The sequence below is a fragment of the Haloferax gibbonsii ATCC 33959 genome, assembly GCF_000336775.1.
Classification (GTDB): Archaea; Halobacteriota; Halobacteria; order Halobacteriales; family Haloferacaceae; genus Haloferax; species Haloferax gibbonsii.
In genome coordinates this window covers 276,106-301,425 of the sequence record NZ_AOLJ01000018.1, presented here as the reverse complement: position 1 = coordinate 301,425, position 25,320 = coordinate 276,106, and the positions used below count along the sequence as shown (strand labels likewise).

Below are 25,320 nucleotides of genomic sequence, written 5' to 3'. Positions count from 1 at the left end.
CCCGCCGTGCGAGTCGGCCACCGCCGACTCAGTCGTCGCCGTCGAACTCGTGGTCGTAGAACGCCGAGACCGTTCGGTCCGCCGAGCGACCCGGCGGCGCGCCGACGTAGACGCCGACTTTGTCGATGGACGGATGTATCGTCACGTCGGGGTCGCGCATGGTCGACATCGCCAGATACCGGAGCGGTTCGTCGCCGTCGTTGACGACGCAGTGCGCCCCTGACTCGTCGGTCGGGCAGGGTACGTAGTCGCCCTCGCAGAGGGCGTGGACCTCGCCGCCGAGGCGAACCTGCCCGCGCCCGGAGAGGACGTACAGCGCCTCCTCGTTCGCGGCGTGGTAGTGGTACGACCACGGCTGTGCGCCGGGCGGGAGTTCGTAGAGGCTACAGCCGAGGTGGTCGCTTCCGGCGGCCGCGCCCAGCCGCTTCTGTTTGAACGTGCCTTCGACGCCGTCGCGGACCCTCCAGTCGAGGTCGGACTCGTTGACCGGTTCCATATCGGGCGTTCGGCGAGTCGGCGGAAAAACGTTCGTCGGGGTCGCTCGCCGGCGCGGTCGCCGGGCGTCGGTCAGTTCGGACGGTCGTCGCCGCGCCCGTCGGCCCGCATCGCTCGGTTGGGGGTCGAGGCCGCGGACGTCGCCGTCTCGCGGCCCGGTGCGCCGCCCGCCGCGCGTCCGGAGTCGAACTGCGAGACGAGCGACTTGAGCTGTTGTGCGCGCTCCGAGAGCGACGAGGACGACGCCGCAATCTGCTGGGTCGCGGCCGTCTGTTCTTCGGCCGCGGCGGAGACGTTCTGGGCCTCGGAGGCCGTCCGGTCGCTGAGGTTCGTTATCTCGTCCATCATCGTGACGACCTCCTGGGTCGACTGCGCCTGCTCGTCGGTGGCGCTGCTGATGGACTGGATGGAGTCGTTGCTGTCTTCGATTTTGTGGACGATTTCCTCGAGCACGTCCACCGTCTCGCCGACGGTCTCGCGGCTCGCTTCGACCTCGTCTTGCGTCTCGAAGGTGTCTTCGGCGACGTTCTCGGTCGATTTCTCGATGTCGCGGATGAGCGAATCGACCTCCTGGGTCGCCTCGGCGGTCTCCTCGGCGAGCGTCTTCACCTCGCTGGCGACGACGGCGAACCCCTCGCCCGCGTCGCCCGCGCCCGCCGCCTCGATGGAGGCGTTGAGCGCGAGGATGCTCGTCTTCTCCGCGATGTCGTCGATGAGGTCGACGACCTCGCTGATCTGCGTGACCGACTGCTGGAGGTCTTCGACCTCGCTGACGGTCTCGGTCGACCGCGACTCCAGTTGCTCCATCTTCTCGATGGTCGAACTGGCGGCCTCTTGGCTCTCCTTGGCGCGCCCGACGGTCTGTTGGGACTGCCGCGCGATTTCCTCGGAGGAGGAGGCGATTTCCTCGATGGTCGCAGAGAGGTTGCTCAGTTCGGACTCCGCGGCGTTGAGGTTCCGGTGCTGCGTCTCGTTGCCCGCCGAAATCTCTTCGATGCTGTTCGCCACGTCCGTGCTCGTCGTCTTCACGGCGTCCGCGCTCGCGGTGACCTCGGAGCTCTCGTCGTCGACCTGCTCGGCGAACGTCTGTATCTGAACGATGACCGAGTCGATGGCCTCCAGCATTTCGTTGAACCCGCGACCGATGCGACGCATCGCGTCGTTCTGGCTCTCAGCGTTGACGCGGACGGTGAGGTCACCGTCGGCAGCCGTCTGCATCGCGTCGCCGTAGTTCTCTGCCTGCCGTTCGAGGTCCGTCGTCAGCGCGTCGAGTTCGCGCCGCCGTTCTTCGGCGCTGTTGACGAGCTCCTTCATGTCCGCGACGATGGCGAGCGTCGCCGTGCCGCCGATGGCGAAGACGGCGACCGTGGCGGTCATGAGCGGCGAACTCGCGAGGTCGAACACCTCGGGATAGATACCGACCTTTTCCAGCGTGAGGCTGGCCATCCACAGAATCGCCAGCACGGAAGCGAACGCGTACGTCAGCCAGAACGACGCTTCCGCGTCGGTGTCGCGGTAGTTGAGCCACGCCAGCACCGCCGCGCCGATGAACCCGAGGGTTCCGATAGCGTCGAAGAACGCGTCGATTATCACGAGCCCTCACCGCCTTTGATCACGTTTTTCCGGCGGACGTACGCGGCCGCGAAGAACGTCACGCCCGCGAGGCCGATGCCGACCGCGTGCTCGACGAAGTTGAGTACCGACCCGAGGAAGAGCGCCTCGACGTTCGTGGCCACGATGCCGATGACGAGCATGACGTACCCCGCGGCGAACAGCTTCGTCTCGTCTCTGTACTGCGTGATAACCGGTATCAGCCCGACGAGCGCGACGGCGAGCGCGGTTACTTCGAGTGGCGATAGGTTGGCTAACATCTGGTTTCCCAGTTCTGCTAATCTCTTTGTAAACTGTTCGCCCAAAAAATCACGTTTGATACCCTTGCTGTATATTTTCTAGAACATTTCAACGCGTGAACCGATTTCCGGTCGCGCGTCTGTTTTCGCGCGCGGCCGACCCGCGAACGGAACCCTTACCGCCGCGCTCGGGAAACGCCACTCCATGCGCGACCACTTCGAACTCCGCGACGGGGACCTCGCCGGCCGAATCGGCCGTCTGTCGGTCCCGCGTGCGGGGGTCACCGTCGAGACGCCGGCCCTCCTGCCGGTCGTCAATCCGAACATCGACACGATTTCGCCCGCGCGATTGGAGTCCGAGTTCGGCGCGGACATCCTCATCACCAACTCCTACATCATCAAGACGAACGAGCACCTCCGCGAGGAGGCCCTCGACGTGGGCCTCCACGAGATGCTCGACTTCCACGGGGCCATCATGACCGACTCGGGGTCGTTCCAACTCGCCGAGTACGGCGAAATCGACACGACGACCGAGGAGATTCTCCAGTTCCAGCGCGACATCGGGACCGACATCGCCACCCCGGTCGACATCCCGACGCCGCCGGACGTGGCCCGCGAGCAGGCCGAGACGGACCTCGAAATCACCAGACAGGCCCTCGCCGACGCCGAGGCGGCCGACACGGGCGAGATGCTCGTGAACGCGCCCGTTCAGGGGTCGACCTACCCGGACCTCCGCGAGGAGGCCGGCCGCCACGCCGACGCGACCGACCTCGACGTGTTCCCCGTGGGCGCGGTCGTCCCGATGATGAATGCCTACCGCTACGACGACATGGTCGACGCCGTCGCGGCCGCCAAGCGCGGCCTCGGCGTCGACGCCCCGGTTCACCTGTTCGGCGCGGGCCACCCGATGATGCTCGCGCTCGCCGTCGCGCTCGGCTGCGACCTCTTCGACTCCGCCGCCTACGCCCTCTACGCCCGCGACGGCCGGTATCTCACGGTCCGCGGGACCGAACACCTCGAAGACCTCGAATATCTCCCGTGTACCTGCCCCATCTGTACCGAGTACTCGCCCGACGACCTGCGGGCCGCGGGGTCGAAAGAACAGGAGCAACTGCTCGCCGAGCACAACCTCCACGTCACGTTCGCCGAACTCCGCCGCATCAAGCAGGCCATCCGCGACGGCGACCTGATGGAACTCGTCGAGGAGCGCGCCCGTTCGCACCCGGCGATGCTCGACGGCTACCGCGCCCTCCTCGACCACGTCGACCAGCTCGAACGCGAGGACCCCGCCTCGAAGGGCGCGTTCTTCTACGCCTCCAACGAGAGCGCCCACCGCCCCGAGGTCGCGCGCCACCACGCCCGGATGGACCGCCTGACCGCCGAGGGCCACGTCCTCCTCACCGAGGGCGGCACTCCCTCCGGCGACGACTTCGACGCGACGTGGCGGGTCGTCCCGCCGTTCGGCCCGTTCCCGCGGTCGCTCTCCGAGACGTACCCGCTCACCGCCGAGGTCCCCGAGCGACTCGACCGCGACGCCTACGAGCAGGCCGCCCGCGGCGTCTCGCGGCTGGTCGAGGAGAACCCCGACGCGGCGTTCACGCTGGCGCACGACGACTGGCCCGAGTCGGCGCTCGCCCGCGTCCCCGAGTCGGTCGAGCTGGAGTCGCTTTCGACGGTCTCCGAGCGGTTGGGCGACGAGGCGTCGGCCGACGAGAGTGACGAAGCCGACGTGAGCGACGGAGACGACGAGCGCGTCGAGGGCGACTCCGCCGGACTGTCAGACGAGTAACGCCGGCCCGGTCGGTCGCGTCGGCGTCTGTCGGTCGATGCTCTTAGGTTCACCCGACGTATCAACGAACACGATGGAGGCTGTCCTCTGGTACGTGCTCACGGGAACCCGCGGCGGCGAAAACCGTGTGCGTATTCTCAAGACCGTAGAGGAGCAGCCGCGAAACGCCAACCAACTGGCCGAGACGCTCGACCTCGACTACAAGACCGTCCGGCACCACCTCGACGTGCTCATGGACAACGACGTGGTCCAGCGAAGCGGCGACGACTACGGCGCGGTCTACCTCCCGTCGCCGCGGTGTCGCGCCAACTGGGAGACCGTCGAGACGATCGTCGAGCGAATGGACTGAGCATGCGAGTCACGGACGCGGTGATTATGGAAAGATTTGGGAAAGCGTATATCAGGATGACGGGGAAAGGAGAGAACGAATGAGTATCTGGGTGGACGTCGCGACGGTCTCCTCGGGCGTCAACGTCGTCGTGCTACTCGCACTATCGGCGGTGTGGGCCCGAAACTACCTGACCTTCAGGTCCAAACACGCCGTCGGACTCCTCGTGTTCGGGGTGTTCCTCCTCGCCGAGAACGCGCTGGCGTTCTATATGTACATCCTCGACCCGACGCTCTCGGGGTGGTTCAGCACCGACGTGCCCGTCATCGCCTGGCGGCTGATGATGCTGTTGCACGTCTTCGAGACGTTCGGCCTCGTGTTCCTCGCGTGGATCACGTTCGACTGAAAACACGATTTTTCCCGCTCCCATCCGGTTTTGACGCACCTTCGCCCGCTCAGTCGCGGTGTTTCCGCTCGTGGGTCGGGTGTTCGGAGATGAAGACGCTCGTGTGGTCCGGCACGTCCTCCGTGACCCACGAGTTCGCGCCGATGCTCACGTGGTCGCCGACGGAGACCGCGCCGAGCACCTTGGTCCCCGCGCCGATGACGACGCTGTCGCCGATGTCCGGGTGGCGCTTGTACCCCTTCTTGAGCGAGTGTTCGTCGTCTTCGTCCTCCTCGAAGTGGAGCGCGCCGAGGGTCACGTCCTGATAGATGCGCGCCCACTCGCCGATGGTCGTCGTCTCGCCGATGACGACGCCGGTGCCGTGGTCGATGAAGAAGTAGTCGCCGATGGTCGCGCCGGGGTGGATGTCGATGCCCGACTCCATCTTCGCGTACTCGGCGAGTTCGCGGGCGTATTCGGGCGCGCCGGCCTCGTAGAAGGCGTTGGCGACGCGGTGGACGATAATCGCCTGCACGCCGGGGTACGACCGGATGATTTCGATGTAGCCGCGCGCGGCCGGGTCGCCTTTGTAGGCCGCCTCGACGTCCTTCTTCAGCGTCTCGCGGATGTCGGGGAGTCGTCTGACCACCTCGTCGACGACGGGCGCGGGGTCCTCGTCGGCGTAGGGGGCGATACCGGAGTGACAGAGCGCGGCGAAGTTGGCGACCGCGTCGCGGAGGAGCTCCTCGTCGCCGACCCACGGCCCCGCGTTCCAACAGCGCGGGAACAGGAGTCGCTTGATGAGGTCGACGTCCTCTCGCAGGTGATTCCGCCGCGGGAACGAAAGCGACGTGTCCGTGGGGAAGGGGTCGTCGTCGGCGCGGTAGGACGCCGCGAGCCCGAGGTGCGCGTCGCCCGAGTAGGTGTAGGACATCCGATAGCGATAGTTGGTGGACGAGCGGTATTTAACCCCGTCTCATCGGGCCCGATTCGCCGCCTTCGAACCGCGACTCTCGGGCGCGAATCGACCTCGCCAGTCGGCGCGTTCGCGCCGACGAATCGGCGCGCCCCGACCGCCGGATAAGGCTTCTGGCCGCCGAAATCGGGCGACTGGGGACACAACGGGGAGAGATTTGGGTGACAGTTCGGAAAATCTTCTTTTAAATATTCGTCCCCCTCTGAGACATGCGACGCACACTCGCAGTGTTGATGACACTCGTCGTGGTCGTCGGGGGCATCCCGGCGGCCGCAGCGGCACAACAGGAGACCGCGTCCGTCTCCTTCGAGAACCAAGCGACAGGCGGCACGACGGTGACGGTCGACTCCGTCACGCTCCCCGACGGCGGCTTCGTGACGATTCACGACGCCTCCGTCACGGACGGCAACGTCCTCGGGAGCGTCGTCGGCTCGTCGACGTACCTCGACGCCGGCACGCACGAGAACGTGACCGTCCACCTCGACGAACCGGTCGGCGAGTCCGGCACGTTCGTCGCCATGCCCCACATGGACTCCGACGGCGACCGCGTCTACTCGTTCGTCGCGGCTAACGGCGAGGCCGACGGCCCGTACACGGCTGACGGCAGCGCCGTCGTCGACACCGCGATGGTCAACGCGAGCGCGACCGTCTCGATGTCCGACCAGCCCACGACCGGCGACTCGGTCGTGGTCGACCGGGTCGAACTCTCGCAGGGCGGCTTCGTGACGATTCACGACGCGACCGTCACCGAGGGCGCGGTGTTCGAGAGCATCCGCGGCACCTCCGCGTACCTCCCGGCCGGCGTCCACGAGAACGTCCGCGTCGAGCTGGACGCGCCCGTGACCGAGAACACGACGCTCGTCCCGATGGCGCACATGGACACCGACGGCGACGAGATGTACACGTTCCCCGAGTCCGAGGGGGAGACTGACGGCCCGTACACGGCTGACGGCAGCGCCGTCGTCGACACCGCGATGGCCATGCCTTCGGACACCGCGAGCGTGAACTACACCGCGCAGGCCACCGGCGGCTACTCCCTCGTCGTCGACTCGGCGTACCTGCCCGACGGCGGCTTCGTGACGATTCACGACGGCACCGTCACCGACGGACAGGTCTTCGAGAGCATCCGCGGCACCTCCGCGTACCTCGAACCCGGCCTGCACCGCGACGTGCGGGTCACCCTCGACTCGCCGCTGAACGAGACGACCACCGTCGTCCCGATGGCGCACATGGACACTGACGGCGACGAGACCTACACCTTCCCCGAATCGGAAGGCGAGGCGGACGGTCCGTACACGGCTGACGGCAGCGCCGTCGTCGACAGCGGCAACGCGACCGTCTCCGCCAGCGTCGACTACACGATGAAGTCCTCGGACGGCGCGACCGTCGTGGTCGACCGCGTCGAACTCTCCGAGGGCGGCTTCGTGACGATTCACGACCCGTCGCTGTCGGGCGGCGCGGTGTTCGACAGCGTGGTCGGTACCTCGATGTACCTGCCCGCCGGCGTCCACGAGGACGTCGAAGTCACTCTCGACGAGCCGATTCGCTCCTCGCAGGTGCTCACCCCCATGGCGCACATGGACACCAACGACAACGAGGCCTACGACTTCGTGACCAGCGAGGGCGAGTCCGACGGCCCCTTCACGGCTGACGGCGGCGCGGTCGTCGCCAGCGCCCACACCTCGGTCAACGCGGTCGTGACCGCGATGGACCAGTCCGGCGACGGCACGACCGTCACCGTCGAGTCCGTCACGCTCCACGACGGCGGCTTCGTGACGGTCCACGACGCGACGGTCACCGAGGGCCAGGTCTTCGAGAGCGTCCGCGGCACCTCCGCGTACCTCGAACCCGGCACCCACGAGAACGTCGAAATCACCCTCGACGCGCCGCTCGAGGAGTCCGGCACCATCGTCCCGATGGCGCACATGGACACCAACGGCAACGAGGCCTACGACTTCGTGACCGGTGAAGGCGAAAACGACGGGCCCTACGTGGCCGCCGGCGGCGCGGTCGTCACGACCGCCGACTACACGGTCGAAGGCACGATGACGGACGAGCCGACCGAGACGATGACCGACGAACCCACGACCGAGATGACCGACGAGTCGATGGAGACGACGAGCGAGTCGTCCACCGACGCGCCCGGCTTCGGTCTCGTCGCGGCCCTCGTCGCGCTCGTCGCGGCGGCGCTCGTCGCCGTCCGGCGTCGGTAATCCCGCTGACGACGCACCGGCCCACCACCACACAGAGGCACCCTTTTTCGTACGCCGCGCGGGCCAAAAGCCACCCCCGCGCGGCACGCGCCCCGCTTTGGGGTTATTTTGCGCTGTTGACCGTCACAGAGTGTGACGGGCAGTGGTGTCGAATCGAGCGGTGAGTTGAGCGTGTCACGTCTATCTATTTTCACCCTACTCGTAGCGAACCCTCCGACAGGATGCGTTTCCACAGTTTTCGGACAGTACAGCGGAGATTCCCCGGGCACGACTCGTGGTTTCGATTCGACATAACGCTTTGATGCTTGAATACCACATCCAGTACAATGCCTGACCGGTCCTCCAACCCCGACTCGCTCAAATCACGACTGTTGTTCTTCGTCGCTGGATTACTCGTCGCAGTTCTACTGTTTACGTTAGATGTCGGCGGGACGTGGAGTGCCCCCGCAGGTATCCTCGCTTTCGTCCTACTTGGTGAGGCTTACCTCTCGCTCACAGGTGAGCGACCGTCGGGTCGGTAAGCGTCCCTGAGTTCAGCACACCTCCACCAATCCACCAGTAACCGACTGCCTCAACAGAGCCGACTATTCCGACGAACGCATCCGCGCCGCGTAGTCCCACGTATGCAGCCGCTCGGGCCGAATCCGAATCATCACCTCGTCGCGCTCGGGCGAGAGCAGTCGCTCGGCCAGTTCCGAGTCGGTGTCGCCGAGATACCGCGTGATGAGTCGCCGCAGCACTGCCTTCTCCGCGTCGGGTTCGACGGTCGCGGTTCCCCGGCCGCGGACGCCCCGGTACGGCGGGTCGTTCGTCGAGATTTCGAACGCCACGTCGTCGTGGGCGCGGAGGAATCGCACCACGTCGGCGTCAGCCGCGGTGGCACACCGGAGTTCGGTCGCCTCGGCGTCCCACTCGTACCAAAGCGAGAGCATCCAGAGGTCGTCCGCCGGGGTGCGACACGAGAGTCGAATCGGGACGGTCGCGTCGGCGAGGAAGTCGTCGACGCGGTCGCGCGACCACGGGCCGGTGGGGTCGGGGGCGTTCATAGTGGTCGTTCGGGCGGGGCGGGCTAAATTCGGTAGGCTCGGTGGAAGTAGAGCGGCCGAACCGATGGGCTCGGTCGCCGGCGGGTTCGCCGTGCCACCAGACATACCAGTGTCTGGATACAAGGGCCCGTGATGACGGACACAGACCTCGGTACGGCGGTAATCGTCTACGACGACCCCGACGAGGGAACCGTCGAGAAACGCGTCGAAAACGAGAACATCGCCTACTTTCAGGACCACTGGATAGTCAAACTCGACGAGGACGCCGGCGGCAACGACGTCGTCCGCCGGATTCCGATCCAGCGAGTCCACTACGTCGAGCGCTCCGTCGAGGAGTTCGAGACGGAGGTCAAGACGCTCCGAAACCAGGTCGAGTCGTTCGCGAAGAACCTGCAATCGTCGCTACTGGGCGGCCGTGACGACGCCGACGCCGACGCGCAAACCGAAGAACCCCAGCGCATCGAAGTCGAAGACGGCCGGTCAAACGAGTAGTCCGTTCGTTTCCGCTGTTTTTCGCGTGGCTCGCCGTTTACGAAGACTCCCGGCGTTCCCCCGTTTCGGCGCGCCCGCAGAAGACAAGTTAATTGCCTATCGGGGGCCGAAAGCGGGTATGACCGATTACTTCGAGGTTCACGCCCGCGACGGCGCCGCCCGAATCGGGGAGTTGCGGCTCTCCGACTCGGTGACGACGCCGGCGGTCGTGGACGACGCGCTCGCGGACGCCGGCAGCCTCTGGGCGGCCGAGCGCGAGTTCCCCGACGGCTCCGACGACGTGCTGACCGTGCTCCCTCACCGCTCGCTTCCCGCCGGGAGCGCCGACGAGGTCCGCGAGTCCTTTTCGGTGGACTACCCCGACGTGGAGTTCCCCTCGGCCGCCGTCGTCACCGCCGACACGGCCGCCGACTACGGCGCTGACGCCTACATCCTCTCGGACGCGCAGGGCTTCGTCGGCCACGCGCGCGCCTTCCGCGACAACGTCATCGAGGCGAAGGAGAACCTGCCCGCCGACACGGCGCTCATGCTCTCGGGCGTCGCCACGCCCCGGAACGTCTCGCTGCTCGTCTACGCGGGCGTCGACCTCGTCGACGAGAAACTCGCCCGCGCCCGCGGCCTCGAAGGGTTCTACCTCACGAGCGACGGCGAGTACTTCCTCGAAGACCTCGACGAACTCCCCTGCGCCTGCGAGGCCTGCCGCAAACCTGCCTCCGAGTTCACCCGCGCCGACGCGGCCGACCACAACGCCAACGCCCTGCGCGCCGAACTCGCGCGGGTCCGCCGCCGCGTGCGCGACGGTCGGCTCCGGGACTACGTGGAGGGGCAGGCCCGCCACGACCAGTGGCTGACCGCCCTGTTCCGGCGGTTCGACCAGCAGTACAGCTTCATGGAAGAGCGGGTTCCCGTCATCCGCGACTCGGAGCTCACCGCGGCCTCCGAGGAGTCCATCGACCGCGTGGAGATTCAGCGGTTCGCCGACCGCGTGACGAAGCGCTACCGGAACCGCTTCGACCACCCGCTCGTGCTCCTGCCGTGTTCGGCGAAGAAACCCTACAGCGAGTCCCAGAGCCACCGGCAGTTCCACGAGGCGGTGCAGTACCGCGCGCACATGGTGTCGATGACTTCGCCCATCGGCGTCGTCCCGCAGGAACTCGAACTCACCTACCCCGCCCAGCACTACGACTCGGTCGTCACGGGTGACTGGTCGGAAGACGAGAAGTCGTTCGTCGCCGAGGTGCTCCGACGCTATCTGGAGCGCAACGACTACCCGCGAATCATCGCCCACGTCCCGCCGGGAGCCTACACGGAAATCGTCGAGCGCGTCGCGGACGACCTGAACCTCGACGTGGAGTTCACCGTCTCGGAGCACCCGACGACGACGGAGTCCATCGGGAACCTCATGCGAACGCTCGACGGCGCGCCCAAGTTCACCCGCGAGGAGCGCGAGCACAACGTCGTGAAGGCGCTCGCAGACTACCAACTCGGCCCGGACGCGGGCGACGCGCTCTTCTCCGACGTGGAGTTGGAGATGACGAGCCGCTACCCCAAACTGCAGGTGTGGAACGACGCGGGCGAGCAGCTGGCGACGATGGTCCCGCAGTACGGCGTGCTCTCCTTTACGCTCGAAGGTGCGAAGGTGTGGCGCGACAGCGACGCGCCGACGAAGACGGTCGAAATCGACGGGTTCGTCCCGCACGGGTCGGTCCTCGCGCCGGGCGTCGTCGACGCCGACGAGGACATCCGGCCGGGCGACGAGGTCATCGTCGAGGGGCCGAAGGCGTTCGCCATCGGCCGCGCCGAGATGGGCGGCCGCGAACTGGTCGAGTCCACGCGCGGCATCGGCGTCGAGATTCGACACGTCGAAGAGCGGTGACGCGAACGCGGGGCGGGTGACGCGTCCCCGACTCGCCTCGGAAATCGCAGGACATCTCGCCGCCACCGGGTGAAGTTACTTAACTTTGATATACTTATCGCCGTCGTTAATCGGCTCCGAAACGCCAGTAAATGGTACGTATAGTGGGTTTCCTATCGAACCCGAAACGTCGGAATTATCACGTCGCTATAACTTTAAATAGTATAACGTCCCAACGTGGGCCATGATGGCAGAACGATACGAGGGGGAGCGGTTGGAGTTCGACGAACTCCCCGACGACGGGACGGTAGACTGGACGATTACCCAGGCGCTGTTGGCGGCGAGTGACTCCACGTCGCGGGCCTTGGAGTCGCATTTGCTGCAGGCGCAGTACCACGATGACGCCGGAGTCGACACGGCGGCGACGGCGCGGCATATCGACGATGCAATCGACCGCCACACGCGGATTATCGAGGACTTGCGCCTCGCACGCGACGCGCTCGACCATCGGTAAGACCCGAAATCGCCGCCCTATCGCCCCTCGCCGCGCGAACCCGGCCGTAGGCCCTCGCAATAAGCTGTTTATTTAACAGCGGCTACGAACAACCATGTATGAAGTTGGCCGTCCCAACTGACTTCGATATCCTCGAGGCACTCTCAGATAGGAGGCGGAACACCGCCGTGAATCTCTCGTATATCCTCGATAAGAACCGTTCGTACATCAACACGCGACTGCCGATTTTAGCGGACTACGACCTGTTGGCGCGAGTCGGGCCCGCGCCGAACTCCGGGCTGTACGAAATCACAGACAAGGGGCTGGTCGTCATCGACAACCGCGACCAGTACCGGACAGACGGCGTCGACTTCGACGCCCTCGTCGAATCCGAACTCAGGGCGCGGACCGACGAGACGAACGCGTAACAGAGCGACGCGCCGCAACCGGAGGTCGGGACGGCCTTCGGAGGCACCCCGGCGCGCTGTTCTCGGTGACGAGTGGTGACGCTGTTCGACACCGCCATCCCGACACGGCGTCGTGGTGTCGGATTCGTCCGCGCCGTGCTGCGACCGTCGCCGCCTTTTTGCCGCCTTGCCGCCCAGTTCGAGGTATGGCTATCGAACCACTCTCGCTCGGCGTTCCGAAGCCCATCATCGACTCGCTTCCGGAGGCCGACGGCACGGCGGCACAGGACATGCAACGCGCCGTCGAGGGGCTCGAAACCCGACTGAACCGGGCCATCGACGGCGCGGAGACGGAATCGGAGGCCGCCGGCTACGTGGTCGACGCTCTCGAACGCCTCGAAGGCCACTACGAGCGCTACGACGAGTTCATCCCCGAACTCCGCGCGTGGGGGCAATCGCCCATCTACGCCATCGCGTGGCGGAACCTCCAAGCGGACCTCATCCTCCAAATCGAGGAGTACGACTGGTTGAAGCCGCACATCGACCGGGAACGAAACCTTCGACTGGTCGAAGACGGCATCAGATTCGGCAAATAACCAACACAGTAGACTTTCTGACTCGGCTGGTCGATACCCGGTCCGGGTCGATTTTACCTAACGACAGTATTGGCAAATATGAGAACTTCTACTACGTAGTCGTGCGCCCCCACGTTCGCGCCAGAGTGGAATCTACAGCTTGACGAACTCTACGAACTAGATAAAAGCTGGCTAATCAGATTCGAAATCTTCCCTATCGAGAAGAAATCCACGAACTTATACTCATTTGGGTTATTGCGTATTCTGAACCCTCGTCCACAGATTCTTCGAACCCGATTCCAGAAACAGTCAGTATTGTCTGAATATATCAATATTGAAACGCCGATTTCGACCATAAATTCGAGCAGGCGAAATCCCACTCTCGATATCTATTCGTCTTCCCATACGAAATTTATCAGCTCGTCTGTCCCCCCGAGACGGTGTATAACGCTATCCTGTCTTTCGCCGGCAAAGCCCCATACATTAAGTGAACCCCCTACGAGTTCAAAACAGTGAAACACGTTGGGAACAGGGCACGTTCTCGCTCTCGTTCCCGCCCAGTCGCCACCGCTTCACGAACTCCCTCGCAACCCATGCTCACACCCATCGGCCACTATGGCAGACCGTGACGATGCGGAGTCGGGAGACTCCGACACCGAGATACAGAACTCGCCGTCGTTATCTGACCTTGCGGACCGCGTGGAAGACGGGACGCCGACCTCGGATAAATCGGGTGACACCGCCTCGCCGGCGGGAGAGGACGGACCGACGACCGACCGGACGCCATCGACGCTCTCCGAACTCGCGGAGTCGATTCGGCGGAAGCAGGGTCCGTCGGCGTCGCTACCGGACGACGAGGCGTCCGAATGGGACCTCATCGACGACCGCTCGGACACGCCGTTCGACGAGGCGAACTTCGACGAGAAGGCGGCGGCGGTGTTCGACCTCGTGTCCGAGCAGTCTAACATCCTCGTCGTCGGCCCGGCGGAGACCGCCGCGGAGTACAACCTCTGTACGCAGCTCATGACCGGCGACTCGGGGGGCGCAAACCAGCTTCTCGTGTCCGTCGAGACGACGCCCGAAGAACAGCTCAACATCCTCAACAACTACCGCGTCGGGAGCGTCGAAAACCAGACGCTCATCAGCGTCCAGTCGTACGACGCCTCCGGGACAATCGACGCCGCCGACCTGCCGATAACTATCAAGACCGTCACGAAGGCGACGGACCTCCGTCGCATCGGACTCCTCATCACGAAGTCGCTGAACGAGTGGGGCGAGTCGTCGGTCCAATCGACGCTCTGTGTGCACTCGCTTTCGAACCTTATCGCCGCGGTGAACAACGACCAGCGCCTCTTCCGGTTCCTCCACATCCTCACGAATCGCGTCTCCTCGGCGGGCGCACGCGCCCACTACCACGTCGACCCGGCGCGACACGACGACCAGACGCTCCGGACCTTCAAATCCCTGTTCGACGCGGCGATAGAGTTCGAGGCCGACGGGTCGCTATCGCTCGGCTGAGGCGGGCGTCGCGCCTCACCGGAAGTCGTCTTCGTTCCACTCGAACGTGCTCTCGTCGGCGTCTATCGCCGCGTCCGGGTCGATAGCACCCGTCGCGTCCGCCGTCTCGTCGGTCCCGGTCGTCCCGTCGTCGCCGGTCGATACCGACTCGAACGAATCGATTATCTCGTCGACCGCTTCCCGACTCTGGCTCACCGGGCGGTCGGACGTTCCGGACGCGTCGCGCTTTGGTTCGGACGGTTGGCCGCCGGAGTCCGCGGGGTCCCGCGCGGCGTCGCGGTCGGGTCGAGCGGTCGTCTCCGACGCGCGCCGCGTGCCCCCGTCGCTACTCGCGACCGTCACGGTGTAGTCGGTGAGCACGAGCCACTTGGTCTCTTTTTCGACGCCGTGCAGCGGGCGCTGACAGTTCGGACACTCGGGACTGGTGAGAAGCGCGAGGTCGATGGTCTCCCCGCAGTGTTCGCAGTCTCCCTCGTGGGTATCGGCCTCCTTTGCGGCCTGTTTCACCCGACGCAACTGCTCGCGTTCGGCCCGAATCTCCCGTATCTCGGCCCCGTACTGCGTCTCTATCTCCTTGAGTTTCGTCTCGACGCGGTCGTCGGTCTCGACGAGGTACTCGAGAATCGTCTGGAGGTTGTCGAACTCGTCGTCGAACCGCGTGTCGAGCGCTTGGTGTCGCTCGCGGAACGTGGACTCGACAGCGTCGAGTTCGGCCGGTAGGTCTTCGACCTCGTCGAGCGCGTCTTCGACCTCGTCCAGTCGCGTCGTAAGCGTCTGAACCGACTGTTCGAGGCGCGCGCGCCGCTGTGCTTCCGTATCGACCTCCGATTGAAGTCCCTCGATGAGTTCGAGGACCTCGGCTAGTTCGTCGTCGCTCACGGGCTTGTTCGGTTCCGTATCATCTCTGGACGGCGAGCGCGTCGCGCTCTTCGCCTCGCTGGGTCTCTCGTCCGAGGCGTGGCTGTCGCGACCCAGAAGTTCCGTGATCTCGTTGAGTTGCCAGTGCGACGCGAGCAACTCCTGGCACAACTGGTCGCGCGATTTACCGGTCTCGCTCATTCGCTGGTCCAGCCAGGCTTCGAACGACGACGGGATGTCGTCTGCTCGGTCGTTGTCGACGGGGTCGGAGACCATGTACTGTACTGCCTCGCAAAACCTATCGGTCGCTAGGACAAAAGTTTTCTTGCGCCTCGAACTATCTGCCCGTATGTACATCCCGCGAGTGCCGCGCTCCCCTCTCGATAATGGGATTTGACGACCGCCTCGAACTCTTCGTCACGCAGCAGGCTCGGGTGCTGGTCGCCGTCCTCGCCATCGCGGGCGTCGCGTGTCTGGTCGCCGCCGGCTACGTCTTTCTCACGCCGACGACGCAGACGGTGACCGAAGAGACGAACGTGCAGTCGGTCGAGACCGGCGTCGACACGCGGGCGGTCGTCACCCAGAACACGACGCTCTACGAGCGCGGGTCGACGCTGGAGAACCGCTCTGTCTACTTCATGACGATTTCGCCCGACGTGTCGTTCCGCGTCCACACCGACGTCCCCGCGAACCAGTCGGTCAACGTCACACAGCGGTTGGTTCTGCGCACCGTCGGCGTTCGCGACGGCACGCCGTTCTACGAGAACGAGACCGTCCTCCTCGACGAACAGACGCTCGTCACCGACGGAACCGCCGTCGACGCGCCCTCGCTCAACGTCTCCACGCTCGACCGCGACCTCCAGCAAAAGCGGACCGAAACCGGCGGAGTCGGTCAGTTCAGGACGAGCCTCAACCTCACGGTCACGTACCAGACGGGGTCGTACAGCGGCACGCTCGAAGCGAGCACGCCGCTCGCGTTCTCCGGGCGGGCCTACTACCTCGAACGGTCGCTGGCCGACGACCGGCGACACTCGACGACCGTCGCGCGGACCGTGACGCGACCGCCGAACCCCGTCGAGTACGGCGGACTCGCCGCGGCCGCGTTGGTGCTGTTCGGACTCGCCGGCCTCGTCATCCGCACCGAGTACCGAAGCGACCCCGAGGAACTCCGCACGAGAATCTCGCACAGTCGCCACGAGGAGTGGATTTCTCGCGGCGAGTTCCCGACGGACGCGAACAAGCCGTACATCTCGATTCTCACCCTCGAAGACCTCGTCGACGTGGCCATTGACACGAACCGTCGCGTCATCTTCGACCCCGAAATCGAGACGTACGCCGTCATCGACAGCAGCGAGATCTACTACTACTCGCTCGACGAGACCAACACGCACGCGTGGCTCAATCTCTGAGCCGGCCCCTCGGGCGTGACCCGTCCTACGGCGGCCGTTCGAGGTTTTCGAACTGGTAGCGACGGTTCGTCACGGCGTGGTACGCCGCCGAGAGGCCGAACGCCGCGACGATGACGGTCGGGTAGGCGAGAAGCGGGACCGTCCCCGTCGGCAGCACGTCGGCCCACAGGGCCGCCACGACGAGACTCGACAGGACCGAGAGGCCGAGGTAGTACACCCCCCACGGAACCGAGTTCTCGGGGACGATGTCCATGTAGATGTCGAGGCGCTCCATGCGCTCCGTGAGTTCGACTTCGCCCCGGTCGTATCGGAGGACGCCGGCCTGTTCGAGCCGCGGCAGGTGCGTCTGCTGGAGCGACGTGTAGACGGTCTTTCGCTCGGCGGAGGTCAGGTCCGAAATCTCCTTGTCCTGTTCCCACGCCGCGACCTGCTCTGCGAGGTCTCCGAGTTCGACCGCGCCGTCGGCCCGCTTGCAGTAGTGGAGGGTGTACCGCCGGCGGTGGTTGCTCATCAGGTCGAAAATCTCGTCGCGCGTCAGCGCGTCGCCGTCCTCGCCGCCGCCGTCCGGCGTCGAGGCTGACGTGCGGCCGAGCAACCCGCCGGCACCGCTGGGACTCATCTATCGACCGTCGATACTGCCCCGCCGCACATAGTTCCTCTGCTGTCAGCGGCCGCACAGATACCGCCTCGCGCGGCGTACCGACGGCACCAGCCCGATTAGTCGCCGGAGTCCGACGACTCTCGCTCGACGTGAATCCGTAGCGTGGCGCTGTACGCCTCGGGGTCCGGAAGGTCCTCCAGCGTGCTCGGTCCGGTCCACGGGATGAGGTTGAGTTGGAGGCCGAACGGGACCGACTCGCCCGGTCCGAGGACTCCTTCCGGACCCGACACCGCCGTGCTTACGTCGAGCAGGTCGTCTCCGTCCGTGCCCGGGGCGAGCGCCTCGTCCCCGGCGGTGATTTGGAGCGCCGCCTCGACGTCTTCGAGCGTCGAGTCCGAAAGCGAGTCGCTCGTCACGTCGAACTCGAAGTAGACGCCGTCGATATCGACCTCGCTGACGTTGGTGAGGCTGACGATATCCTCGAAGCGCGTGATGGCGCGCTTGTTGACGCCGTTCTTGTCGCCGCCGGGAGTGAGCCGCGTCACGTACCCGGACGAGTCCGTCTCGACGTGAATCGGCGGGTCGTTCGTCGCCGTGAGAGAGAGGTAGTCGGGCGCGACGATGCGAAAGCTCGCTCCCGACGTCGATTGGGTCGTCGTCGTGGCGCTGACGCCGAGAACGCCGCCGACGATGAAGAAATTGCTGAGGGCGAAGAGGGTCTGGCGGCGTGTTGGCATGGGATGGGAGACGCGTCCGGGTGTTAGTCTCGTGGGCTCGTCGTTACTGCGTCGGTTCTGCGACTGCCGTGACTTCCTCGATGAGGGTGATGTTCTCGCTCACGTCTCCGAACGTCCCGCTCGCGTCGAACTCGCTGGAGATGTTTCCGAGCGTCGCGTCTGTCTTCAGCGACACCGGAACTCTGCTTCCCGCGTCCCCCGACGCCTCCACAGTGACGAAATTCTGGGGATTGTGGTCGGAATCGTCCGGGTCCGACGAGACGACGTTGCTGTTCGAGTCGACGAATTGGAACGCCTCTTTCGCGGTTGACGGGGAGACAGTACCGCCGTTCGTGTTGACTGCGTTCCCGAACGTGGTGAACTCGAAGCCGACGTCGTACGCGGCATCGGAGTTGTTGTTGACGATATCGAATATCTTCCCCAAGCCCTGTCCGCCGCTTTCCTTCTCGATGGCGACCTGAATCTCAATCATTCCGCCACCGGTGTTCGAGTTATCGATGACGTGGACCGCGGGGAGGTCCATCTGTTCGAGGCTCCCGAAGTCGATACCGCCGGCGGCCGCGTCGCCGTCGGCGTCGCTGTTCCCGTCTTGGAATACGGAGACGTTCGCCCCTGGGTCGTCCGGCACCGTAATCGAGATGTTCGCCCCCGGCGAGACAACGCGGAAACTCCCGTCTTCGTTCGACGAGAGCACTTCGGTCGCGCCCGTCCCGAGGACCGTCCCGGTTCCGACTGCGAGCGTTCCAATCGCGGTGATGACGTTGCGTCGTTTCATTCTGTCGTGTTCTATGATTGGAGTGTGTTAGTTGTCGAATGGTTCACTATAGGGCGTTCTAAGCAGTTCACGACGGTGGCTCAACCGCGACGATAGTAAGCGATTGATCACCAACACTTTCGCCACTCAGCGCATCGCTGGTTGTGTCAACTACGACGTCGATTCCTGCGGGACTGTCACCTGGTGATAACGTAGGTGTGGACCCACCATTTTCGACTTCGTTCGTCCCACTTGCACTCATGTAGAAGGTGACTTTTGCGATCGGTCCAGAACCGTCACCAACGATGAGCGAAGCTTCTGAGTTCGCAGTTGGGGAGCTACTTGGGTCGTCTGTTGAGACTCCAACCATTGTGTCGTTTCCATCCGCAGAGTTGTTCGTTACTGTAACGACATCCTGAATGGTGGTGACAGCTTCCTGATTGAACCCTCCACTCGGACCGCCGAGGTCGATGGTCAATGTCCCACTACCTGAATTATCAGTAACATACTCCTGATCACCCTCGATAGTGAGGAATGCGCTCGCGTCACCAGCAGTGCTCACACTCACTTCACGCGCCGCGCTCACAGTTGTAAACGCCCCCGTTCCGACGAGTGCGCCGCCGCCGCCGACGAGTGCTCCGAGTCCGATCAAGATGTTGCGTCTGTTGATTGCCATGGTTGTGTTCTCCCTGACACAGGTGACTGCGTCGTTGTCTCTCCCATCAGGTCCTACCCACTTTGTATTCCGGTGCTTGAACGATTCCTCGGTCACCGTTCGATTCGACAAGCCCGGCTTTCTCCCCGTCGAGTCGGGTTCAAGCCCACCTTTCGCGGGTCGGTTTCGGCGTTCAATCGAGGATTTAGGACGGTGCAACTGACTCGCAGTCTGTCGATTTCTGTTCGGAACCGATGTCTGTGGTGCACCGTTCCATGATGATTGGCAACACGTGTCTCGAACTGAGCTACCACAGAACACGACATACTAGCACATTGAACGTGAGCGCCCCCAAGCCGAGACGCGTGACGACCCCGCCGGGTTCACGAGCGCTGTCGAGACGGCGATAGGTAATTACGGGTTCACACGTAGTGTCTCATACACGCCGTGAAACTCAGCGACGTCCTCGAATACGCGGTGCTCGGCCTCCTCGTCGTCGCCGTCGTCGCGCTGCTGTTCGGGCAGGCGCTCGGCCAGCCGGTGCTCCTCGGCTACGTCGAGACGGGGAGCATGTCGCCGACGATGGAGCCCGGCGACGGGTTCATCGCGGTCCCTTCGGTCCTGCTCGAAGACCCCGAATCCGGCGACGTGGTCGTGTTCAACGCGCGCGAACTCCACGGGGGCGGACTGACGACCCACCGGGTGGTCAGGTGGACCGAAGAGGGGTACATCACGCGCGGCGACGCCAACCCCTTCACCGACCAAGAGAGCGTCGAGCCGCCGGTCAAGCGGTCCCAAATCGTCGCCGAGGCGCTCCAGATAAACGGGAACGTCGTCGTCATCCCGCAGCTCGGTGCCGTCGTCGGGGCGGTGAACGGTCTCGCGACCGGCGCGTTCGACCTCCTCGGGAACCTGCCGGGGTTCGAGAGCGCCGCTGACGGGGAGCCCTCGCCCATGTTCCTCGTCGCTATCGGCGGGATTCTCATCGCGTTGAGCCTCGTGTTCGACGGCTCCGGGGGCGGGCGAAAACAGAGCTCGCACAGCCGTCGCCGTCCGGACTACTACACGAGCGGCGTCGTCCTCCTCCTGCTCGTCGTCATCGTCGTCACGCCCGCGACGCTGAGCATGGTTCTCGGGTCGGGACCGACGGAACTGACCATCGTGAGCTCCGAGTCGCCGAACGAGAACCCGCTCGTCGTCGGCGTCGGCGAGACGACGGTCATCGACTACACGCTGACGAACAACGGCTACGTCCCGATTATCACCGTCCTCGAATCCCGCGACCCGGGCGTCTCGTTCGGCCAGTCCGTGTTTGTGGTCCCCGGGAAGGGGTCGAAAAACACGACGCTCACTATCGAAGCGCCGGACCGAACCGGCGCGTACGACCGCGAGATACGCGAACAGCTGTACGTTCCCGTGCTCCCGCAGACGGTCATCCTCGGCTTACACGAGGTTCATCCGTTCCTCGCAATCGCGGCTATCGACGCCGTGTTGGCGTTCGCGACGCTCCTCGTGAGCGTCCTCGCGCTCGGTCTCGGCCCGATTCGGTTGCGCTCGACCGACCGGAACGTCTCGCTCGTCGAGCAGTTCAGACGCAAGTATCTGTGAGTGCGCTGGACGCCGGGGTCTGCTGCGTCCGCGCGCTCCCGACTTCGACTACCCGCGAACCTGCCCGGCGCTCGGCGTTCCGGTCACTCCCGCGCCGCCGGGGTCGTAGTCGAGGGTGTCGTCTCGGTCCTCGACTTCGAGGCCGTCGACCGAGAGCGTCGCCGACGCGTCGCCGAGTTCGACGGTGAGTTCGGCGTTCGTGGTGCGCAGGTCGGCGCCGCGGAGGAACACGTCGCCGTCGGCCGAAAGCGACACGTCCGCGTTCGTCGTCTCGAAGACGCTCTCGTTCGCGCGGAGGTCGCCCGCGGACTCGACGGTAATTTGGGCGTTCTTCGTCTTGACCGTCGCGCCGTCGAGCGTCACGTCGCTGGACCCCGACCGGAGGTCGATTTGGGCGTTTTTCGTCTCGATAGACGCGCCCGCGGCACCGATGCGCTCGCCGGTGAGGTCAATCTGCTTTTCGCCGTGGACCGTCGCGTTCTCGATGTCGAGGAGGCCGTCGTCGGCGTCGAGCGAAATCCGCCCGTTGACGACCGTAATCGAGGCGTTCCGCGCCGACACCGTCTCCCCGCTCACCTCGATGTCGCGGTTCCGGTTCTGGAGACTCGCGTCGCGGATGTCCACGGGGCCGTCGTCGGCTGTGAGGTCGATTTTCCCGTTTCGCGTGCTGATGCTCGCGCCGCGAGCCTGAACCGACTCGCCCGAGAGCGTGACCTTGCCGTTCTGGTTGTCGAGCGTCGCTCCCGTGACGTTCACGGGGCCGTCGTCGGCCGCCAGTTCGATTTCGTCGTTCGTGTTCCGGATGGTCGCGCCACCGGCCTGAACCGTCTCGCCGGTCAGTTCGACCTTGTCGTTCTTCCCCCGGACCGCGCTCTCGCGCACGTCGAGCGTCCCGCCGTCGGCCGCGAGTTCTATCTTCCCGTTTTTCGCGTCTATCGTCGACCGACGGAGCGTTATCGACTCGCCCGAGAGCGTAACCTCGCCCCAGTCGGAGTTGACCGTCACGTCGGTGAACTCGATGCCCGTCTCCGCCTCGATGTCGACCGAGTCGCCGCTCGTGAACGTCGTGTGCGTGACGACGACGCGCTTGGCTGAGATGTCGATAGCGCGCCAACTGTTGTCGATGGTGCCGTTGTCGGTCCCGACGACGAGCACCGCGTCGTCGTCGTCGAACGTCGCGACCTCCTGTTCGGTCAGGACGCGCTCGCCGTCATCGTAGGCGATGTCTTCGTCGCTGTCGACGTAGGCGACGCCGTTCGACGGCCCCGAGGGGTTGCCGTCGCCGCCATCGCTCCCGTCGCCGCTATCTCCGCCGTCGTTGCCGCCGCCGTTCCCGGGGTTGTCGTCGCCGTTCCCGGGGTTACCGCCGCCGTTCCCGCTCGTGCAATCATACTCGACTCGCGCTTCGAGCGTCGCACCGGAGATAGAGACGCCGTCCGCCTGCGCGGAATCGACTTCGACGACGAGTGTCGCCACGCCGCTCTCCGCGTTCGGTCGCCGGCAGTAGGCCGTCACCTGGTGCTCGCCGCCCCGGCTGAGCGTCGGAGAGCCGCCCGACTGCGCGAGCGAAAGCGCGTTCACGTCGATGCTGGCGGTGTAGTCGACGGTCACGTCGGTGCCGAGGTTGTTTACGATTGACCCGACCGCCACGGCGTTGCCGCGGCTTGGACTCGTCACGACCTCGCCGGTCGGTTCCAGCGCGACGAGGGCTCGGTCGTCGTCGACGACCGAGACGTCGACCGGCCGCTGTCCGGAGACCGAACTAAAACTGCCCGTCGGAACCGCGGCGAGGGTGACGCCGAGCACCACGATGAGGACGCCGGCGTACCAGAGATTCTGATTCATGCGACGGTCTCCAGAGCCTACTCGTCAGTAGGACGTGGAGCGCCTTGTACACACCGACTGTCGGCGGTTCGGCCGGCCGCGCTTCTCGTCCGACGGACGTCACTCTTGAGAACAGTTTCGCCCCGTAAAGGGGTGACCGAACCTAAAGGGGAAGGGGGGAAGGGGGGATGAGTTCGGTCATGTGGATGCGTCCGAGGGGTTACTCTGTACGGTGCTGCATCCACGTAGGCGTAACCACTTCGAATATATAAATCATTCTGATTGTCAGCTCGGTAAACAATCTTGTGGCTAGCTATAACAGACATAACATTATTAGACACACTGAAACGACTATGCCATTTGCTGACCTAAGTCAAACAATGGCGGAACACACACCGGCACGACGGCCCAGCGACGCATTCGAACGGGCGACGGCTCACGTCGACCGCGCCGAGGAACTCCTGTGGGAGTGCGCTCGCGACCTCCCGGACGACGCGGACGACGAGTTCGACCGACTCTTCGAGCGGTTGTGGGCCGTACAGAACGAACTCGGACGGGTCTCGTTCCCGGCCGCCGACGCGGCCGACGAGGCGGAGCAGACGCTGGGCCCTTTCGACTTCCCGTCGACCGACGACTGACCGGTCTCGACCGGGTTCGGTGACTACTCCGCCTGCCGTTCTAACCACTCTCTCGCGTCGGTGACGAGGTCTAACAGCGCCTCCTCGATGGGGCCCTCGCCCGCGAGGTTCACGCTCCAGGTGACCTGCGACTGTACCGCTTGGAGGTTGAGCATCGTGTTCTGGATTCGCGACGCCAGCACCACCGGGACCGTCGCGTCGAACCGCCGGATACCCTTGACCGCCTCGACGCCGTCGAACACCGGCGGGGCGTGGAGGCAGATGATGAGATGGGCCGGTGCCTCGGTCAACCGTTCGAACAACTCTCTGCTCGACTCCACGAACTCCACGTCCACGTCGGACTGTGCTATCGCCGAACCCGCGGGTTGCGGGCCGTACGCGAGGATGCGCGGCGTCGCCGCTATGCTGGTCTCAGACACGCACCTAGCTGTTCGCCGAGAGAGTATTTGACAGTTTCTCCGGAACGAACCGCCGCCGGCCGCACCCCCGCTTCGGCGGCGGTCTGCGACGCGACCGGATTAAAACAACGTATCGAGGCGCTCGTCGACGACGCCCTCCGCATCGTCGTCGGCGTCGGCGCTCGTGTCGTCGGCCTCGCGGTCGCGGCGGTCCCGCTCGGCCTCGACGGCGGTCGACCGGACCTCGGCCACGCGGTCGCTCCGCGACACGTCGCCGAGGAGGACGAGCACGCCGACGTGGTTCGACTCGGGGAGCGGGTAGTCGCCGCCGCGGACCTCCATGCTCCCGGTCTGCTCTTCGACCCACGTCCGACTCCGCTCGATGGCCTTCCGGTTGAGCCACTCGGGCGGGCCGCTGACGACGACCAACCCGCGGGACGCGGAGTCCACGTCACACGGGAGGGTGAGCCGACCGAGCACCGCCTTCCGCGTCTGGGTCGTGATGCGGTTGATGGAGTCGAGTTCGTCCACCGACGACGACCCCCCGCCCAGCAGTCCCTTGATGCTGAACCCGCCGCCGTCGTCGCTCTCGGGGAGTTCGCTCGCCGCGTAGCCGATAGTCGAGATACCGCCGCCGCGGAGGGTGTTGATGACCTCCGAGGAGTCGACGACGCTCTCGCCGACCGTCCCTGACTCGCTCACCTCGCCCGAGGCGAAGAGGATGCCGAGGCGTCGCACCAGCTCTTCGTTCATCGAGTCGTGGGCCTGCGCGACGTCCTCGCCGCTTTTCGCCCACGCCCCGTTGTCGAACGCGAACACGTGGTCGGTCACGTCCACAAACGTCTTGAGCGACCGCGCGGCGTTGCGCGAGTAGAGCGCGCCCTCGTCTGCGGCGGGGAGGATGCCGACGCCGTAGATGGGCTGTTCGTAGATGCGCTGGAGGTGCTTTGCGAGCACGGGGGCCGCGCCGCTGCCCGTGCCACCGCCGAGTCCGGCGAAGATGAGAAACGCGTCGGCCGTGGAGGTCGGGGAGTCGTCGGTGCCGCGAAGGAGCTGTCGGCTGTCGCGCTCGGCGAGTTCGGCGGCGAGTTCGTTGTCCGCGCCGACGCCGTGACCGCTCACCTCGTCCGCGCCGAAGAGGATGCGGTTCTCCTCGGGGACGAGGTCGAGGCCGCGGAGGTCCGCCGACGCGGTGTTGTACGCCACCGCGTCGACGACGTAGTCGGCGTTCGTGCGCTGTTCGTACCGAAGGAGGGCGTCGAGGACGTTCCCACCCGCTTGTCCAACTCCGAAGCAAAGGACCTTCATCGTCTCTCTGTGGCACGCCATTAATGGTGAATCTTCTGTTAGCGGACTGTCACACGTGGGTCCTCGGCCCCGCCAACGGGGTAGTTCTATACGACCCGGGCGAGAACC

At 65.1% G+C, this 25,320-nt stretch carries 26 protein-coding genes; 13 read left to right on the top strand and 13 right to left on the bottom strand.

Annotated features, from left to right (window positions below; all coding sequences use genetic code 11):
* Nucleotides 1-28: 28 nt before the first annotated feature.
* The 3 genes from C454_RS12490 to C454_RS12480 all read right to left on the bottom strand — a co-directional run bounded on the left by C454_RS12490 (nt 29) and on the right by C454_RS12480 (nt 2,366).
* Nucleotides 29-496 carry a cupin domain-containing protein gene (locus tag C454_RS12490; protein WP_004976215.1) on the bottom strand — a complete coding sequence of 156 codons (468 nt, stop codon included), beginning with the start codon at nt 494-496 and terminating at the stop codon, nt 29-31.
* Nucleotides 497-567: 71 nt separating this feature from the next.
* Nucleotides 568-2,088: a methyl-accepting chemotaxis protein gene (locus tag C454_RS12485; protein WP_004976214.1), complete on the bottom strand. Its 1,521-nt coding sequence runs from the start codon at nt 2,086-2,088 to the stop codon at nt 568-570.
* Complete coding sequence (locus tag C454_RS12480; protein WP_004976212.1) at nt 2,085-2,366, bottom strand: hypothetical protein; 282 nt, start codon at nt 2,364-2,366, stop codon at nt 2,085-2,087. Before C454_RS12480 ends, C454_RS12485 begins: the two co-directional genes overlap by 4 nt.
* Nucleotides 2,367-2,550: 184 nt before the next feature.
* On the opposite strand from C454_RS12480, the gene tgtA reads away from it, so the two are divergent.
* The 3 genes from tgtA (at nt 2,551) to C454_RS12465 (ending at nt 4,868) form a co-directional block, all read left to right on the top strand.
* Nucleotides 2,551-4,134 (top strand): tRNA guanosine(15) transglycosylase TgtA, encoded by a 1,584-nt coding sequence (tgtA, locus tag C454_RS12475; RefSeq protein WP_004976209.1) that lies wholly within the window; start codon nt 2,551-2,553, stop codon nt 4,132-4,134.
* A gap of 73 nt (nt 4,135-4,207) precedes the next feature.
* Nucleotides 4,208-4,483 carry a winged helix-turn-helix domain-containing protein gene (locus C454_RS12470; RefSeq protein ID WP_004041883.1) on the top strand — a complete coding sequence of 92 codons (276 nt, stop codon included), beginning with the start codon at nt 4,208-4,210 and terminating at the stop codon, nt 4,481-4,483.
* Between the two features lie 79 nt (nt 4,484-4,562).
* Nucleotides 4,563-4,868 (top strand): hypothetical protein, encoded by a 306-nt coding sequence (locus C454_RS12465; RefSeq protein ID WP_042662634.1) that lies wholly within the window; start codon nt 4,563-4,565, stop codon nt 4,866-4,868.
* Between the two features lie 49 nt (nt 4,869-4,917).
* Here C454_RS12465 and epsC read toward each other — a convergent pair whose 3' ends face one another.
* Entirely contained in the window at nt 4,918-5,781 is an 864-nt protein-coding gene (gene epsC, locus C454_RS12460; protein ID WP_004976205.1) for a serine O-acetyltransferase EpsC, read from the bottom strand.
* Nucleotides 5,782-6,056: 275 nt separating this feature from the next.
* On the opposite strand from epsC, the gene C454_RS12455 reads away from it, so the two are divergent.
* Nucleotides 6,057-8,036: a DUF7282 domain-containing protein gene (locus C454_RS12455; protein ID WP_004976202.1), complete on the top strand. Its 1,980-nt coding sequence runs from the start codon at nt 6,057-6,059 to the stop codon at nt 8,034-8,036.
* Nucleotides 8,037-8,620: 584 nt separating this feature from the next.
* Here C454_RS12455 and C454_RS12450 read toward each other — a convergent pair.
* Entirely contained in the window at nt 8,621-9,082 is a 462-nt protein-coding gene (locus tag C454_RS12450) for a pyridoxamine 5'-phosphate oxidase family protein (protein ID WP_004976199.1), read from the bottom strand.
* A gap of 132 nt (nt 9,083-9,214) precedes the next feature.
* On the opposite strand from C454_RS12450, the gene C454_RS12445 reads away from it, so the two are divergent.
* From C454_RS12445 to C454_RS12420, 6 genes are all read left to right on the top strand, one after another.
* Complete coding sequence (locus C454_RS12445) at nt 9,215-9,574, top strand: hypothetical protein (RefSeq protein WP_004976191.1); 360 nt, start codon at nt 9,215-9,217, stop codon at nt 9,572-9,574.
* A gap of 118 nt (nt 9,575-9,692) precedes the next feature.
* The gene (gene arcS / locus C454_RS12440; RefSeq protein ID WP_004976188.1) at nt 9,693-11,450 is read left to right on the top strand and encodes an archaeosine synthase; all 1,758 of its coding nucleotides are present in this window, start codon (nt 9,693-9,695) and stop codon (nt 11,448-11,450) included.
* Between the two features lie 223 nt (nt 11,451-11,673).
* On the top strand, nt 11,674-11,943 hold the full coding sequence (locus tag C454_RS12435; RefSeq protein ID WP_004976187.1) for a hypothetical protein: 270 nt from the start codon (nt 11,674-11,676) through the stop codon (nt 11,941-11,943).
* Nucleotides 11,944-12,041: 98 nt separating this feature from the next.
* The gene (locus C454_RS12430) at nt 12,042-12,350 is read left to right on the top strand and encodes a hypothetical protein (protein ID WP_004976186.1); all 309 of its coding nucleotides are present in this window, start codon (nt 12,042-12,044) and stop codon (nt 12,348-12,350) included.
* A gap of 185 nt (nt 12,351-12,535) precedes the next feature.
* Nucleotides 12,536-12,925 (top strand): hypothetical protein, encoded by a 390-nt coding sequence (locus C454_RS12425; RefSeq protein WP_004976185.1) that lies wholly within the window; start codon nt 12,536-12,538, stop codon nt 12,923-12,925.
* Between the two features lie 594 nt (nt 12,926-13,519).
* Nucleotides 13,520-14,422, top strand: coding sequence for a DUF7504 family protein (locus tag C454_RS12420; RefSeq protein WP_004976184.1), 903 nt, complete (start codon nt 13,520-13,522; stop codon nt 14,420-14,422).
* A gap of 15 nt (nt 14,423-14,437) precedes the next feature.
* Here C454_RS12420 and C454_RS12415 read toward each other — a convergent pair whose 3' ends face one another.
* Nucleotides 14,438-15,556, bottom strand: coding sequence for an AAA family ATPase (locus C454_RS12415; RefSeq protein ID WP_004976183.1), 1,119 nt, complete (start codon nt 15,554-15,556; stop codon nt 14,438-14,440).
* A 110-nt stretch (nt 15,557-15,666) separates the two neighbouring features.
* On the opposite strand from C454_RS12415, the gene C454_RS12410 reads away from it, so the two are divergent.
* On the top strand, nt 15,667-16,689 hold the full coding sequence (locus C454_RS12410) for a DUF5305 domain-containing protein (RefSeq protein ID WP_004976181.1): 1,023 nt from the start codon (nt 15,667-15,669) through the stop codon (nt 16,687-16,689).
* A gap of 25 nt (nt 16,690-16,714) precedes the next feature.
* Here the strand turns inward: C454_RS12410 and C454_RS12405 are convergent, their stop codons facing one another.
* The 4 genes from C454_RS12405 to C454_RS19940 all read right to left on the bottom strand — a co-directional run bounded on the left by C454_RS12405 (nt 16,715) and on the right by C454_RS19940 (nt 19,553).
* Nucleotides 16,715-17,308: a DUF7344 domain-containing protein gene (locus C454_RS12405; protein ID WP_004976180.1), complete on the bottom strand. Its 594-nt coding sequence runs from the start codon at nt 17,306-17,308 to the stop codon at nt 16,715-16,717.
* 98 nt (nt 17,309-17,406) lie between these two features.
* Nucleotides 17,407-18,027 carry a hypothetical protein gene (locus tag C454_RS12400; RefSeq protein ID WP_004976179.1) on the bottom strand — a complete coding sequence of 207 codons (621 nt, stop codon included), beginning with the start codon at nt 18,025-18,027 and terminating at the stop codon, nt 17,407-17,409.
* A 43-nt stretch (nt 18,028-18,070) separates the two neighbouring features.
* A complete protein-coding gene (locus C454_RS12395) occupies nt 18,071-18,802 on the bottom strand; it encodes a hypothetical protein (protein ID WP_004976177.1) in 732 nt (243 codons plus the stop codon).
* Nucleotides 18,803-18,869: 67 nt separating this feature from the next.
* Nucleotides 18,870-19,553 (bottom strand): hypothetical protein, encoded by a 684-nt coding sequence (locus C454_RS19940; protein WP_152421544.1) that lies wholly within the window; start codon nt 19,551-19,553, stop codon nt 18,870-18,872.
* A 330-nt stretch (nt 19,554-19,883) separates the two neighbouring features.
* Here C454_RS19940 and C454_RS12390 point away from each other — a divergent pair, with 330 nt between their 5' ends.
* Nucleotides 19,884-21,044: a signal peptidase I gene (locus tag C454_RS12390; RefSeq protein ID WP_004976175.1), complete on the top strand. Its 1,161-nt coding sequence runs from the start codon at nt 19,884-19,886 to the stop codon at nt 21,042-21,044.
* 48 nt (nt 21,045-21,092) lie between these two features.
* On the opposite strand, the gene C454_RS12385 is transcribed toward C454_RS12390, so the two are convergent.
* Complete coding sequence (locus C454_RS12385; RefSeq protein ID WP_004976174.1) at nt 21,093-22,889, bottom strand: DUF4097 family beta strand repeat-containing protein; 1,797 nt, start codon at nt 22,887-22,889, stop codon at nt 21,093-21,095.
* Between the two features lie 359 nt (nt 22,890-23,248).
* Here C454_RS12385 and C454_RS12380 point away from each other — a divergent pair, with 359 nt between their 5' ends.
* Entirely contained in the window at nt 23,249-23,506 is a 258-nt protein-coding gene (locus C454_RS12380) for a hypothetical protein (protein WP_004976173.1), read from the top strand.
* Nucleotides 23,507-23,529: 23 nt separating this feature from the next.
* On the opposite strand, the gene C454_RS12375 is transcribed toward C454_RS12380, so the two are convergent.
* Entirely contained in the window at nt 23,530-23,925 is a 396-nt protein-coding gene (locus tag C454_RS12375) for a response regulator (protein ID WP_004976171.1), read from the bottom strand.
* 99 nt (nt 23,926-24,024) lie between these two features.
* Nucleotides 24,025-25,212 (bottom strand): tubulin/FtsZ family protein, encoded by a 1,188-nt coding sequence (locus C454_RS12370; protein WP_004976170.1) that lies wholly within the window; start codon nt 25,210-25,212, stop codon nt 24,025-24,027.
* Nucleotides 25,213-25,320 lie beyond the last annotated feature (108 nt).